Source organism: Methylotenera versatilis 7, from assembly GCF_000799165.1.
Taxonomy (GTDB): domain Bacteria; phylum Pseudomonadota; class Gammaproteobacteria; order Burkholderiales; family Methylophilaceae; genus Methylotenera_A; species Methylotenera_A versatilis_A.
Window position 1 is genome coordinate 333,382 of sequence record NZ_JUGF01000002.1, and the last position, 15,474, is coordinate 348,855.

Here is a 15,474-nt window from a genome sequence, read left to right on the forward strand (position 1 = left end):
TCAACCCGATTTTGCAGTTAATATTTTGGTTTATTTTGCTAATAATTTCGGCAATCTCTTTAATTAGTAGCTTCTTTTTTAGATACAATGAGACAAAATTTAATTTCAGAGAATTAGCATGCAAAACCCTATACAAGATAGCGCGCAAAACACCATTGCACCAGCCCAAAAAGCGAAGATTCTGGCAGAAGCGTTGCCGTACATTAAACGCTTTTTTGATAAAACCATTGTGATTAAATACGGCGGCAACGCTATGACGGATGCGCATCTAAAAGAGTGTTTTGCACAGGATGTCGTATTGCTAAAACTGGTTGGTATGAATCCAGTGGTTGTGCATGGCGGCGGCCCGCAAATTAATGAAATGCTGGATAAGCTGGGCAAAAAAGGCGAGTTTATTCAAGGCATGCGCGTGACTGACGAAGAAACCATGGATGTGGTTGAAATGGTGTTGGGTGGTCAGGTGAATAAAGAAATCGTTAACTTGATTAATCGCCACGGCGGCAAGGCAGTTGGCCTGACTGGGCAAGATGGTAATTTTATCCATGCGCACAAATTGATGATGGCGGATAAAGACGATGCCAACAAAATGATTGATATTGGCCAAGTGGGCGAGATCAGTGCGATTGACCCAAGCATTATCAACTTTTTAGATTCCGGCGATTTTATTCCTGTGGTCGCGCCAATTGGTGTCGGCGAGAATGGCGATACATTCAATATCAATGCAGACGTAGTTGCAGGAAAGTTGGCAGAAATTTTAGGTGCGGAAAAATTAATCCTACTCACCAATACGCCCGGCGTGCTGGATAAATCCGGCACATTACTGACAGGTTTAACACCAAAACAGATTGATGACTTAGTCGCAGACGGCACATTATCCGGCGGCATGTTGCCTAAAATCAGTTCAGCCTTAGATGCAGCCAGAAGCGGCGTAAAAGCTGTGCATATTATCGATGGCCGTGTAGAACATGCACTGTTACTGGAAGTATTAACCGATGAAGGCGTTGGTACGCTGATTAAAGCCAAGTAATTACATTTAACCAGCCCGGCGACAGAAAATAATTTTGCAAGATAAAGCGCTAGAAGCGGCGACACTCCATCAGGCAGGCGAGGAATAAGCGAGCACGCGACGCCGCGATTTGCTTGCAAAAGTTTTATGCACCGAGTTTGGATTTTTGATTTAGACGATACCTTACACAACGCCTCCGCGCACATCTTCCCTGTGATGAATCGCGCCATGACGCAATACATCATGGATGAACTGGATTTAGATGAAGTCGCCGCGCATCAATTGCGCCAGCACTATTGGCAGATTTATGGCGCAACGCTTAAAGGTTTAATGCGCCATCATGGTGTTAATGCGCCGCACTTTTTAAAAACCACACATGCGTTTATGGATCTGCCGAATATGGTGATTCAAGTCAAACAACTACGCCATCTACTGCAAAGTCTGCAAGGGCGAAAATGTGTGTTCACCAATGCGCCGCGGGAATATGCAATGCGTGTGCTCACACTGATGGGCATTGCTGATTGCTTTGAATTGGTCTTTAGTGTGGAGTCCACAAAATTTCATGCCAAGCCATCAATACGTGGCTTTCAATCGCTACTTCAAACCTTAAAAACTCATCCTAAAAACTGCATTATGCTGGAAGACAATCTACCCGCTTTAATGACAGCAAAGCGATTAGGCATGAAAACCATCTGGGTGACTAAAAAACAACAAAAACCTGGTTTTGTTGATTACAGAATTGATTCAGTGTTAGCGCTCACTCACATTCAGCTATAATTAGCCCCTAATTTAAAACAATAATTCAGGGGAGCAATATGGCATCAGACCGTAAACAGCAAATCTTAGAAACACTCGCCAAAATGCTAGAAAATCCTAAGCGCGAGAAAATCACCACAGCCAGCTTAGCTGCCAAACTAGACGTAAGTGAAGCCGCGCTTTATCGCCATTTTGCCAATAAAGCACAAATGTTTGAAAATCTGATTGAATTCATCGAAGCCTCAATTTTTGGTGTGATTAACAAAATCACGACAGACGAAACAGATGGCGCAAAACAGGTGCAATTAATCATCACCATGTTGTTAAAATTCGCTGAAAAAAACCCAGGTATGACACGCGTGCTAATTGGCGACGCTTTAGTGAATGAAGAGGAATGGTTACAAACGCGCATTAACCAGCTTTACGACAGAATCGAAGCCAGCTTAAAACAAAGCATCCGCATCGCAGAAACTAGTACAGGCGTTAAGGGTGATGCTGAAGCGCAGGCGAACTTGATGGTATGTTATGTAGTTGGTCGCTGGCATCAATATGCCAAGAGTGGGTTTAAACGTAAACCAACGGAGTTTGTGCAACAGCATCTAAGCTTACTGTAGCCATAATATCTAGATTTGTTTGCAGAATATTAAGTGTTATATAACAGACTTAATTAACGCCTGCATAAATGCAAAAAGGAAGGGCTAAAACAGCCCTTCCTTTTTGCTTACTGATTTCAATAAAAATAATCACTTCTCAAACATTTCAAAGTAATTTCATATCGATTTAGTGGCGGCCATTACCTCTGCCGTTTCCACCTTTGTTGTTTTTGCCTTTGTTATTACCTTGATGCTTATCTGGTCCATTGCCTCGATGGTTTCCATTGTCCGACCCATCGTTCGAACGACTATCACGCCCATCATAACGCCCTCGTCTATCATCATTTTTGCTCCAATAGTCGTGGTCGTAGCGTCTGCCGTCATCACCGTGCTGACGATATTCTTGATATCTGGGTGCGTAAACATTTTGATACCATGCATCTTGCACAAAATAAACTGGTCTACCGCAGGCGTAATATCTATCGCAATAATTTGACCAGCGTTTTGCATGGCCAGGTGGCACTCTCAAATAAATAGGTTGCGCATCTCGATAAAAAGGCTCTACATAAACCACTCTAGGTTCCAAATAGACTAGTTGTGGTCTTGGATAATAATCACCAATATTAAGTTGCCCATAAAAGCCTGGCTGGCCAATACTAACTGACACACCTACACCTGCTTGAGCTGTAGATATCCCAATAGTAGATATAGCGATTAATGCGCTAAATGCAACAAAATGCTTTTTCATATAAAACCTCTATGTATTCAAAATTTGTATTGCCGCAAAAGCAATACAGTTGAGTTACTAATCAAAACTACTAGCAACTCACATATGATGAATAACGACTGAGGTCTTATCGAGATGACGCCGATAAGCTTGTAAAGCCTATCTGACTAGGTAAATAAATGTAAAGATTCAGACAAAATACGACTAATGAATCCTTCAAATAATTTGTTGAATGACTTTCAATCTTGCCTGGAACACTGCCGCCTTAATCTTTTCAGCTTCACTAAACTCTTGAGCAATCGCACCAGCATCCACACTTACAGCCGCTTTTAAAGCTTTATTAAGCAATTCCGATTCTGGCAAATCACAACTTTCCAAACCTGTCCTACCACGCGAATCGGCTTCGCAAGCTTTTAAAAAATCAGCGAATCTGGCAGGTTGGCGAATCGCATCCAGTTCCATCAAAAACTCAAGCAAAGTATCTGCGCGCATTTTGCTGGTCTGATGTAATTTGCCATGAAACTTGGCAACAATATGCGCAAGCTCTTTACAATCGTTAGGTACACGCAAGCGTTTACTTACATCTTTGAGTAAATCCACACTACGAATCTCATGCCCAATATGGCGTGGCAAAACATCGACAGGCGTGGTGCCCTTGCCAAGATCGTGCGTTAAGGCGGCAAAACGAATGGGCAAGCTGAAATTATGTTTGGCAGCATAGTCAATCACCATCATCACATGCACGCCCGTATCAATCTCAGGGTGATGTTGCGGCGGTTGCGGTATGCCCCAAAGCCTATCCAGCTCGGGCAGAATTTTTTGTAGCGCGCCACAGGCACGCAACACTTCAAACATACGGCTGGGCTTTTGCTCCATTAAGCCTTTGGCTAATTCTTGCCATACGCGCTCAGGCACTAGCGCATCCACTTCGCCAGCGGCGACCATTTGCTGCATCAGTTGATTGGTTTCAGGTGCTACAGTGAAATCGGCAAAGCGTGCGGCAAAACGTGCGGCACGCAGAATACGTACAGGGTCTTCTGCAAAGGCATCACTTACGTGACGCAAGGTTTTAGACTTGATGTCTGCCTTACCATTAAACGGATCAATCAACTGCCCATGCCCATCTTTTGTTTTTGTATTCACGGCTTTTGCAATGGCATTAATAGTTAAGTCACGACGCGCTAAGTCTTCTTCTAATGTGACTTCTGGAGAGGCATGCACGGCAAAGCCCTTATAGCCAACTGCCGTTTTGCGCTCTGTACGAGCCAACGCATATTCTGCTTGAGTTTTGGGGTGTAAAAAGACGGGAAAATCTTTACCTACGGGTCTGTAACCTGCTGCTACCATTTGTTCGGCCGTGCTGCCGACAACGACATAATCTTTATCTTTGACGGGTAAACCCAATAGCTCATCGCGCACGGCTCCACCAACAATATAGATTTGCATTTCAGACATTTTTAGATAAGCCCGTACAACAAAAAACGCCTATCTTCTGGCATTAATGGCACGCCCAGCCGCACTACGAAAACTATCGTAAGCCCCACGTGGTGTGGCATTAGTTAAATACTCCGGCACAACAGCCTCTAATGGCGTTGGGTTAACATTTAATTCCGGCGCTATTGATTGGTGCGTGACGTTATCTAGCGCCATTGATTTCACATTGTCGCGTGTCATCAGCTTAATCGGCAGCAATTCCATCGTAAATGCTTGCATCATGGACAAACGATCATTTAAGCCAATAATAGGGCGTTGCTTACCTAAAATATCCATCACCTTTTGCACTAATTCACGCAATGTATAAACAGTCGGGCCGCCAAGTTCATAGGTTTTATCGTAGGTGGTCGTATTCTCTAAGGCATTTACAAAACAGCTGGCGACATCTTCGACCCAAATCGGTTGAAATCTTGCTTGCGGTTTTGCCAAGGCAATCACTGGCAAATACTTAACCAGATTAGCAAATAGATTTAAAAAACGGTCATTGCGCCCAAAAATGACTGAAGGCCTGAAAATCGTGATATCCAGTTTTTTATTAAATTCCTTAATAGCGATTTCACCTTTGGCCTTACTGATTAAATACTGGCTAGGTGCATGAGTGCTGGCTTGCAGAGCACTCATGTGAATAAAACGATAAATGTCTAAGTTTTCGCATAACTGTGCAACGCGGCGCGGCAATTGATGATGATTCTCTTCAAAGGTATTCCGATTATTTTCATGCAAAATACCGATTAAGTTAATCACCGCATCTGTGCCAGTTAATGCTAGTTTCAGTGCGTGATTATTCATCACATCGCACTCAACCACTTGCACATTCGGCAGCAAAATCAAATGTTTACCAGCCTCGCGGCGGCGTGTTAATACTTTTACCTGATAACCTGCAGCATCTAACTTAGCAACAATGCTACTGCCAACAAACCCCGCCCCGCCTAACACACATACTGATTTAATTGTCATACATACCTTTAAACTACAGAACTTACTTCAACTCTAAACTGCACTTATTAAATAGTCTGCTTAAAATCATTCATCAACAGATTGAGTAGCTTCAATACTACCCTGACTTGCATTGTTTTGATTTAAATTCTCAGCACCCACATTAGCAATCGTCGCGCTGTCAACAGCAGAACTATCGGATACTAACCCTGTATTGCTGGGAATCACGCCTAACCTTTGTTTTAGAGTCATGGGTTTTAAACCCAGCTGATGCGCATATAGATGTGCATTTGCCATCACCCTTTGTACGTATGTGCGCGTCTCATTAAATGGAATCGTTTCTGCATATATAGCACCTTCCAACGGCACATCTGCCTGCCATTTTTTTGCACGACTGGGCCCTGCATTGTAGGCAGCTGTTGCCATCACAGACTGGCCGTTCATTAAATCCAGCGTATAGCGCATGTAATAAGTACCCAGCGCGATATTCGTATCCATTTCGTGAATCATGCCATTATGGTAATTCTCAACCCCAGCTTTACCCGCAATCCACTTGGCGGTAGCTGGCATTAACTGCATCAATCCTGCGGCACCTACACCTGATTTTGCCGCAACCATAAAACGACTTTCTTGACGGGTTATACCGTATATCCAAGCTTCATCAATTTCTTGTTCACTAGCGGCAGATTTAAATAAGTTACGATAGGGCGTAGGGTAGCGCAACGCAAAATCGTGCAATTCGGTAGTTTTATCGGCCGTAACAATGGTTAAATCATGCCATTTCTGCCGTGATGCAAATTCGGCAGCGGCTAATAATTGTGCATCGTCAAATCCGTTAATTGCCATCGCCCATTCAGATTTCGCTTCCCACACAAAATCTAGGCGTTGTAACGATAGCGCACGCTGAATAGCCGGCAACGTAGCGATTGCCTGCACATCATCTTCTGTTGTCTTGTAGGTATTTAATGGCGCGGTAATAAAACCTTCAAGCTCATCCTGTGCCAGCCAACCATAATAATGGCGCTCTGTGGATAGCTTAGCAAACAAGGTGTTGGCTTCTAATAATTGTTTTTGCGTTTTTAATGCACGTGCTTTCCAATAACGCCAAACCGCTTCTTCGGATTGGGCTGCATCCATTTTCGCGATAACTGCGAGCAGGCTTTGCCAATTTTTATCACGCAACGCGGCACGCGCATACCAAGCAATCTGGTCTTTATTAAGACTGTCGCCGGCTAATTTAAACCATTCCAGCGCTTGCGGCTCATGTCTTTGCGCAGCGTGTAAGGCCAATCGTCCATAAAAGAACTTTTTATCATCGGCCTGGATTGCACCTTCAACACCATTAAATAAGCTTAAAGCTTGTTGCGAGTTGGTTCTTGCCACACGGTTCAAGGCCATCAAGTTAAGTTCGCGGCCCAATCTGGTTTTAAAACTAATGGTTTTTTTGGCTAATGCCGTGCTGGGATTTGCATATACTTTATCGATTAACTTGGTTTGGCTTGCTTCAAACGTTTTGCTACGCTGAAGAATGCCTTTGGCAAGACTGATGCGATTATCTGTTAATGCTAAGCGAAATCTTGCCCAAATATCCTCTTCACTCAATACATTTGCCGCCTGCATGCGGTCAAATAAGCTGTTACAACTACTGGGCTGCTCTTTTCCCTGCATCCATAACGTTTTTGCCGCCTCTAGCGATTTGGCATCGCCCAATATCGCATTGGCTTCTGCCGCATAACAAGCAACAGCGGCATCCTCTTGCTTATAATTGGGGAGTTCTGCTGCAAAAGCAGACCAATCTTGCTCTTTAGCTAATTTTTTTAAATATTCACCACGCAGTTTATCTGCAAATGGATAATCGCTGTAAGCATTAATAAAATCGACTACGGTTTTATTATCGGCCTCATTTAAACTCAACAATATGAGCCAATATTCGGTATATGGCGCAAGCAAGTAATGCTGGCTTTGCAATTGCTGCATATATTCAGACAATGCAATGGCGTTTTTTTGGGTATAGGCAGTGCGTGCAAGCAAAAACTCCTCATCGCCACTGGCGGCAAAGCTGGTGCTGGCAGACATTATCAATGTGACGATAATGGTTTTAAAATAATGTAGAGTGCGCATATTAACCGAACCTGTATTGAACGTACTAAAGTCGGATAACCCTAGCTATTAAGTAAAGCAGAAAAACAACGACTAGCATCCAGCCTGTATAAGTAAGGATTTTTTTTACAAGTGTTAAATAACGCTGATTGCGTGTAACCAGATACAACGCCAATAACACTAAACTTGCAAGAAAAACTAAAACAATCGTTAAGCGAATAATGGCCATGGCTTAAGGTTAATTTAATCTAACTAAAATGCGGCATCAGATTAGGCGTAAAAAAAGCGGTTTGATCCTGAAAGCCTTTTGGTGCTTCTTCAATGTTCTCAAAAGTCACATACTCCCAAGCATCGGCATCAGCCAATAATGCGATTAACAAGGCATTATTTAAAGCATGGCCAGATTTAAATGCGGTAAATGCACCTAGTAATGGGTGGCCTAGCATGTATAAATCGCCAATGGCATCCAATACCTTATGTTTGGCAAACTCATCCTGGTAACGCAGACCATCGGTATTTAAAATGCGATATTCATCTAATACAATGGCATTATCTAAACTACCGCCGCGCGCTAACCCATTGGCGCGCAGGTATTCCACTTCATGCATAAAGCCGAACGTTCTGGCGCGGCTGATTTCTTTAATATAACTATTATCTTTGAAATCTATTTTGACATTGCTACCTGAGTTCTCAAGAACAGGATGCGCAAACTCAATAGTGAAATCCATTTTGAAACCGTGATAGGGCTCAAACGTCACCCATTTATCACCGTCTTTTACTTCAATTAATTTTTTGATCTTAATGAATTTTTTAGCTGCTGGCTGCTCAACAATGCCAGCCGATTGCAGCAAATAAATAAAGGGTCCGGCACTGCCATCCATAATCGGAATTTCTGAGGCCGTGATTTCCACGACTACATTATCGACGCCTAAACCGGCTAATGCAGACATTAAGTGCTCGACAGTGGCGACACGCGCACCATTATGTTCTAGGGCAGAACACATGCGTGTATCACGCACTGCGTCAGGTTGTGCTTGTATCGTGGGCGCTCCGGGCAAATCGGCGCGCTTAAATACAATGCCTGTGTCAATTTCAGCTGGTTTCAAAGTCAATGTGACTTTTTCACCATTATGCAAACCAACGCCAGTAGCACTAATCTGTTTTTTTAATGTTCTTTGCTTCAGCACTTAAATATCTAGCTAGAATGTCCTAGCCGGTTCCCTTTATTAACTTACCTTACATTTTAACAAATGTCGCCCAAATTAATCGGCTTGTTTGCGTAAAAATGCCGGGATGTCATATTCTTCAACACCTGACATTTTCATCGCCTCAACCTGTGCGCGACGATTGTTTTGACTAAACACCGCAGGTGCTTCTTCTTCCACATCGCCAACAAACACTGGCTGACTATTCGTACCTGTCATCAATGTTGTCATCACACGTAACTCTGGTTTTTGCTGGCGACGTGCAATTGAACCATTTAAACCTGTTGCTACCATCGTCACGCGCAATTTATCACCCATCGTTTCGTCAACCACATTACCCACAATCACGGTTGCATCATCTGCAGTAAACGCTTTAATGGTGTTCATCACATCATAGTACTCTTTCATTTTAAAGCTAGTACTTGCGGTGATATTCACTAAAACGCCACGCGCATTGGCTAAGTTGACGTCTTCTAACAATGGGCTTGCAACGGCTTGTTCCGCTGCAATCATCGCGCGATTTACGCCGCTCGCTTCAGCAGAACCCATCATCGCCATACCCATTTCACTCATTACTGTGCGTACATCGGCAAAGTCAACGTTAACCAAACCTGGGCAATTAATAATCTCTGCAATACCTGAGACAGCATTATGCAGTACGTCGTTCGCGGCATTGAATGCTTCTGTAAAAGGCACATCCTCGCCAAGTACTTCCATTAATTTTTCATTTGGAATCACGATTAATGAATCCACATGTTGTGACAACTCTTCTAAGCCGTCTGTTGCGACTTTAGTACGTTTACCTTCAAATGCAAACGGTTTAGTTACAACAGCCACTGTCAAAATACCCATTTCTTTGGCTACTTCAGCAATAATCGGCGCTGCGCCTGTACCTGTACCGCCACCCATACCGGCAGTGATAAACAGCATATCTGCGCCATCAATCATTTCCGCAATACGATCACGATCTTCCAATGCAGCTTCACGGCCCACCTCTGGTTTAGCGCCCGCGCCCAACCCTTTAGTAATGTCTGAACCAATTTGAATTGTTTTGCTTGCAGAGCTTTTCTTCAGCGCTTGCGCATCTGTATTCGCGCTAATAAATTCAACGCCTAACACATTCTTGCTGATCATGTGGTTGATTGCGTTGCCGCCGCAACCGCCTACACCAATCACCTTAATGACGGCTTCTTGTGAATCTTTATCCATAATTTCAAACATTTTATATCTCCTTTTGCCTTTAATATTTGCATTTAACTTGCGTTAAACGCTGCCCTATTTCCACTACTTAACTCTTTTAAAACACTAAAAACGCCTACTAAAACTGCTATTAATTAAAAATTACCTTGAAACCAGCTTTTCATTTTTTCAAACAAACGTGCAATTGAATTTGATTCCATCTGCCCACTAATTTGACGCTCTAACTGCTGCTTACCCATCAAAATCAAACCTACACCTGTTGCATAACGCGGATTACTGATGACTTCTGATAAACCACCTACATAACGCGGCATACCTAGACGCACCGGCATGTGGAAAATTTCTTCACCTAGCTCTATCATGCCGCGCATCATGGATGAGCCACCGGTAATCACAATGCCGGAAGCAATCATTTCTTCCATGCCGCTACGGCGCAACTCTTGCAACACGAATTCATACAACTCAACCACGCGCGGCTCAATCACTTCTGCCAAGGTTTGTACCGATAATTGTCGTGCTTCACGACCATCCACACCCGGCACTTCTACGATTTCGCGCGCATCGGCCAACTGACGCAAGGCACAACCGTATTTCACCTTAATATCTTCTGCCGACTGGGTTGGCGTGCGGAAAGCCACTGCAACGTCATTGGTGATTTGGTCGCCTGCAATCGGCACTACCGCTGTGTGACGGATAGAACCATTCTTAAATACAGCGATATCTGTCGTGCCACCACCGATATCCACCAGACACACGCCTAAATCTTTTTCGTCATCCGTCAACACCGCGACGCTGGATGCCAATGGTTGCAGAATCAAATCGCTGACTTCCAGGCCGCAGCGCTTGATACACTTAACGATATTTTGCGCAGCAGCCACAGCACCAGTGACAATATGCACTTTTGCTTCTAGCTTCATGCCGCTCATGCCGAGTGGGTCGCGCACATCTTCTTGACCATCGATAATGAATTCTTGCGTCAGGATATGCAGTATTTGCTGATCGGCTGGCAAGGCAATCGCACGTGCAGTTTCCACCACGCGGTCAATGTCCATTTGCGATACTTCCGCATCTTTAATTTTCACCATGCCATGCGAGTTAAGGCTTTTAATATGACTGCCAGCAATGCCGGTAAATACGGCATTAATTTTGCAATCGGCCATCAGTTCCGCTTCTTCGATAGAACGTTGAATCGCCTGCATAGTGGAATCGATATTAATTACTACGCCTTTCTTCAGGCCGCGCGACACATGCTGACCAAGGCCAATCACTTTCAAACTGCCTTCCGGCAGCAACTCGGCGACGATGGTCACAATCTTAGATGTGCCGATATCCAACCCTACGATTAGGTTTTTATCTTCACGAACCTTGCTCATTATTTACTCCCTTTTTTCATTTTGTTTCCTAAGCTAAATATTTAGCTTATGTCGCCTTTACTGCTGGAACAGGTGTTACTGGCTTTGTTTTAGCTGGCAATTTTTTATTTAATAAAGCAGCTAAACCAACTGGTTTTCGTACTGCAAATCCATTCGGATAGCGCAAATCCGCATAAGTCACTTTTAGATTTAATCGACTCAATGTCGATTGATACGCACCGGTAAATTTACTCAAGCGCGCATCCATGTCTATACGACCAAGTGCAATCGTTAAGCCCTTATCGGTTTTAATTTCCCAAGATCGACGCGGCGACAAAGTCACCTGCGCGATCTTAATATCCACCTTATTTAAAATCTGACTATAGCCAGCATAGCTTTTAGTCACTTCCATCACGCCATCCCCTGGCCCGTAAAATACAGGTAACTCCGCATCTGTCGCGGCCTGAAATAATTCACCATGTGTATTCACCAGCGCAATATTGCCCCAGCGCGCTAATGCCTGATGCTCTTCAATTGAAACTTCCAATTGATCTGGCCAGCGACGACGCACACTAACCTCGCGTGCCCAAGGTAGCTTTTGGAACGCATCACGTGTTTTCACCAAATCTAGTGTGAAAAAATTACCTTTCAAATGTTTAGCCACAATCAGCTTAATTTGTTCGCGGTTCACATGTTCTAATTGACCATTCACCTTCACCTCACGCAACGGGAAAATGGGCAAATGCACCACCACAAACACCAAGGCGTACAGCATCAGCACCACCGACATGGCATACAGTAAATTGGCAAGCCAATTTAATAGGCGGGGTTTATCCCACATTTTTTCCGTCCAGCGTCATCGCTAAAATTTTCACTACTAAATCATCAAAAGAAATACCCGCCGCCTTAGCTGCCATTGGCACCAAGCTATGGTCAGTCATACCTGGGCTGGTATTCACCTCTAAAAAGTAATGGTTTTGCTCTTTATTTTCTTCTGGTTCATCCATTAGAAAATCTACCCTGCCCCAACCACTGCAACCAATCGCCCGGAAAGCTTGTAAGGCTTCTTGTTGTATTAATGCTTCTTTTTCTGCACTTAATCCGCTTGGGCAACGATATTCGGTGTCATCGCGCAGATATTTCGCATCAAAATCATAGAATTCATTTTTCGGCACTATTCTGATAATCGGCAGAACGGTATCACCCAAAATCCCAACCGTATATTCACCACCACCTACAAACTGCTCTGCAATCACCAAAGGATCTGCAACTACAGCTAACTCATAAGCGGCTTTTAATCCACCCGCTTGTTTGACTTTACTAATGCCAATACTGGAACCTTCATTGGCAGGTTTTACAAATATCGGCAAGCCCAATTTCTGCTCAATTGCAGCAAAATCACTGGTCTCACTTACCAGTTCAAAATCCGGCGTTGCAATACCCACGGCACGCCACAATAATTTCGTACGCCATTTATCCATACCCAAGCTAGATGACATCACACCGCTGCCGGTAAACGGAATATCCATTAACTCCAGCGCGCCTTGGATAGTGCCATCCTCACCAAAGCGACCATGTAAGGAAATAAATGCACGATCAAATCTGCTTAACTCACTGAGTGCTTCAGTCGCAGGGTCAAACGCGACTGCATCCACACCTTGACGTTTTAATGCCGCCAGCACAGCAGTACCGCTTTTAATCGACACTTCACGCTCGCCCGATTTGCCTCCAAACAGCACGGCTACTTTGCCAAATTTTTTCATTTCATCACGCATATTCACCAATCACTCTTACCTCTTGTTGTAACGCCACACCCTGCTTTTCTAAAACCACGTCTTTCATGTGTTTAATTAACATCTCAATATCCAGCGCGGTACATTCACCTACATTCACAATAAAATTGGCATGTTTCGGCGATACTTGTGCGCCGCCAATTTGATAGCCTTTTAAGCCGCTGGCCTCAATTAACCTTGCTGCAAAATCACCGTGCGGATTTCTAAAAGTAGAACCGGCACTAGGCAAATTAAGCGGCTGACTCGCTAAACGTGTTGCCAGTAAATTCTTAATCTTTTTAAGCGATTGATTGGCATCGCCCACATCCAACTTAAACCAAGCACCCAAAAACCATTCATCACGTACTGGCATCTCTATATGTCGGTAGCTAGCAACAAATTCTGCAGCATTACGCACATGCGTTATGCCTGTTCTATCAATTGTTAATACCTGATGCACAATGCTCCAGGTTTCACTGCCGTAGCAACCCGCGTTCATCGCCAAGGCGCCGCCTACCGTACCGGGAATGCCTGCCATAAACTCAGCACCATCTTTTGCATTGTTTGCGCTGAATCTAGCCAGTTTTCCGCAAGTCACTCCCGCTTCGGCATAGATATATTGCCCATCCATTCTCAAATCACTTAGCGCCTGGTGCATCACAATCACCGTGCCGCGTACGCCACCATCACGCACCAATAAATTGCTGCCCAAACCCATAAAAACAATCGGTTCCGTATGGTCTAAACTTTGCAAAAATGCCTGTAACTCACTTAAATTTTCTGCGATAAATACACGATCAGCGCGCCCACCGACACGCCAACTGGTATAGCGTGCCAATGGCTCGTTTTCGAGCAATTGCGACTGCATTTTTATCTCTGTTTGCACCATTAACTTGATAAACCTTCTAACAGATTAATTGCTAAATCCTTGGTTTTACTTGCCACTTGGCCAATTGAACCAGCGCCCATCACAATCACCACATCGTCAGCCTGTACTGCATTTAAAATAGCGACGGGCAATTCATCAGTCGTTTCTACAAACTGCGGCTCAACTTTGCCAGCCAAACGAATGGAGCGAATCAAACTACGCGTATCAGCGGCTACAATCGGTGCTTCACCTGCTGAATACACCTCCGTCAGCAACACTGCATCGACAGTAGAAAGTACGCGCACAAAATCCTCAAAACAATCGCGTGTACGGGTGTAGCGATGCGGTTGAAATGCCATGACTAAGCGGCGATCCGGAAAAGCACCGCGTGCGGCGGCAATCACCGCTTGCATCTCAACTGGGTGATGGCCGTAATCATCAATCAAAGTAAACGTGCCGCCTGTTTTTTCTTCTGTTTGCTTCACAGCGACTTCGCCATAACGCTCAAAACGTCGGCCAACACCTTTAAACTCGGCTAGTGCTTTAATCATCGCGGCATCACTGACATTTAACTCACTGGCAATCGCAATCGCTGCCAGCGCATTTAACACATAATGATTACCTGGCAAATTAAGCGTCACGTCAAACGTAGTGGTGATGCCATTGATACGCTCAACCGTAAAATGCATTTGGCCATTATCCGCACGCACATTTGTTGCGCGGATGCGCGCATCCTCACTAAAACCATACGTCATCACGGGTTTGGTCACGCGCGGTAAAATTTCACGAATATTAGCATCATCAATACACATCACGGCCATGCCCCAAAACGGCAGCTGCTGCAGAAATTCTACGAATGCACTTTTTAATTTCTCAAAGCTATGTTCATAGGTATCCATGTGGTCCTGGTCGATATTGGTGACTACCGCCATCACAGGTGTTAAATGCAGGAATGAAGCATCGGACTCATCGGCTTCAGCCACAATATATTCACCTGTACCCAAACGTGCGTTGGCGCTGGCCGCTTCTAATTTGCCTCCAATAACAAAAGTAGGATCCATGCCAGCTTCATTCAAAATACTGGCAATTAGGCTGGTTGTGGTTGTCTTGCCGTGCGTACCTGCAACGGCAATTCCCTGCCGAAAGCGCATCAGCTCTGCCAGCATTAATGCGCGTGGCACTACTGGAATATTTCTTGCACGCGCAGCAATCACTTCAGGGTTCGCCTCATTCACCGCAGATGACACGACGACTACATCAGCATTACTCACATTTTCTGCCGTATGCCCAAGATGCACTGTTGCACCAAACTGCGTCAGCCGTTTAGTGGTCGCGTTGTTCGCCAAATCTGAACCGGATACTTTAAAGTCCAAGTTAATCAGCACCTCAGCAATGCCACTCATGCCTGCGCCGCCGATACCAACAAAATGTATGTTTTTTACTTTATGTTTCATATTGAATGACG

14 protein-coding genes are annotated in these 15,474 nt (G+C 44.3%); 3 read left to right on the forward strand and 11 right to left on the reverse strand.

What is annotated here, in order from left to right; all coding sequences use genetic code 11:
• The first annotated feature begins 118 nt into the window (after positions 1-118).
• From argB to slmA, 3 genes are all read left to right on the forward strand, one after another.
• Complete coding sequence (gene argB, locus K370_RS05595) at positions 119-1,027, forward strand: acetylglutamate kinase (protein WP_047539692.1); 909 nt, start codon at positions 119-121, stop codon at positions 1,025-1,027.
• A gap of 126 nt (positions 1,028-1,153) precedes the next feature.
• Entirely contained in the window at positions 1,154-1,783 is a 630-nt protein-coding gene (locus K370_RS05600) for a pyrimidine 5'-nucleotidase (RefSeq protein ID WP_047539694.1), read from the forward strand.
• Positions 1,784-1,821: 38 nt separating this feature from the next.
• Positions 1,822-2,376, forward strand: coding sequence for a nucleoid occlusion factor SlmA (gene slmA / locus K370_RS05605; RefSeq protein WP_047539697.1), 555 nt, complete (start codon positions 1,822-1,824; stop codon positions 2,374-2,376).
• A gap of 166 nt (positions 2,377-2,542) precedes the next feature.
• Here slmA and K370_RS12075 read toward each other — a convergent pair whose 3' ends face one another.
• From K370_RS12075 to murC, 11 genes are all read right to left on the reverse strand, one after another.
• On the reverse strand, positions 2,543-3,103 hold the full coding sequence (locus K370_RS12075; protein ID WP_081977168.1) for a hypothetical protein: 561 nt from the start codon (positions 3,101-3,103) through the stop codon (positions 2,543-2,545).
• Positions 3,104-3,298: 195 nt separating this feature from the next.
• Positions 3,299-4,528: a multifunctional CCA addition/repair protein gene (locus K370_RS05615; RefSeq protein ID WP_047541693.1), complete on the reverse strand. Its 1,230-nt coding sequence runs from the start codon at positions 4,526-4,528 to the stop codon at positions 3,299-3,301.
• A 39-nt stretch (positions 4,529-4,567) separates the two neighbouring features.
• Positions 4,568-5,533 (reverse strand): complex I NDUFA9 subunit family protein, encoded by a 966-nt coding sequence (locus K370_RS05620; RefSeq protein WP_047539702.1) that lies wholly within the window; start codon positions 5,531-5,533, stop codon positions 4,568-4,570.
• 66 nt (positions 5,534-5,599) lie between these two features.
• Positions 5,600-7,633 carry a transglycosylase SLT domain-containing protein gene (locus K370_RS05625; RefSeq protein ID WP_047539705.1) on the reverse strand — a complete coding sequence of 678 codons (2,034 nt, stop codon included), beginning with the start codon at positions 7,631-7,633 and terminating at the stop codon, positions 5,600-5,602.
• A 227-nt stretch (positions 7,634-7,860) separates the two neighbouring features.
• The gene (gene lpxC / locus K370_RS05635; protein ID WP_047539709.1) at positions 7,861-8,799 is read right to left on the reverse strand and encodes a UDP-3-O-acyl-N-acetylglucosamine deacetylase; all 939 of its coding nucleotides are present in this window, start codon (positions 8,797-8,799) and stop codon (positions 7,861-7,863) included.
• 75 nt (positions 8,800-8,874) lie between these two features.
• On the reverse strand, positions 8,875-10,038 hold the full coding sequence (ftsZ, locus tag K370_RS05640; protein ID WP_047539711.1) for a cell division protein FtsZ: 1,164 nt from the start codon (positions 10,036-10,038) through the stop codon (positions 8,875-8,877).
• A 113-nt stretch (positions 10,039-10,151) separates the two neighbouring features.
• Positions 10,152-11,390 (reverse strand): cell division protein FtsA, encoded by a 1,239-nt coding sequence (gene ftsA / locus K370_RS05645; RefSeq protein WP_047539713.1) that lies wholly within the window; start codon positions 11,388-11,390, stop codon positions 10,152-10,154.
• 46 nt (positions 11,391-11,436) lie between these two features.
• Entirely contained in the window at positions 11,437-12,210 is a 774-nt protein-coding gene (locus K370_RS05650) for a cell division protein FtsQ/DivIB (RefSeq protein WP_047539715.1), read from the reverse strand.
• Complete coding sequence (locus K370_RS05655) at positions 12,200-13,144, reverse strand: D-alanine--D-alanine ligase (RefSeq protein WP_047539717.1); 945 nt, start codon at positions 13,142-13,144, stop codon at positions 12,200-12,202. The genes K370_RS05650 and K370_RS05655 overlap by 11 nt, the downstream gene beginning before the upstream one ends.
• Positions 13,137-14,030, reverse strand: a complete 894-nt coding sequence (gene murB / locus K370_RS05660) for a UDP-N-acetylmuramate dehydrogenase (RefSeq protein ID WP_047539719.1) — start codon at positions 14,028-14,030, stop codon at positions 13,137-13,139. The genes K370_RS05655 and murB overlap by 8 nt, the downstream gene beginning before the upstream one ends.
• A complete protein-coding gene (gene murC, locus K370_RS05665) occupies positions 14,030-15,463 on the reverse strand; it encodes a UDP-N-acetylmuramate--L-alanine ligase (protein WP_047539721.1) in 1,434 nt (477 codons plus the stop codon). The genes murB and murC overlap by 1 nt, the downstream gene beginning before the upstream one ends.
• Between the last annotated feature and the right edge of the window lie 11 nt (positions 15,464-15,474).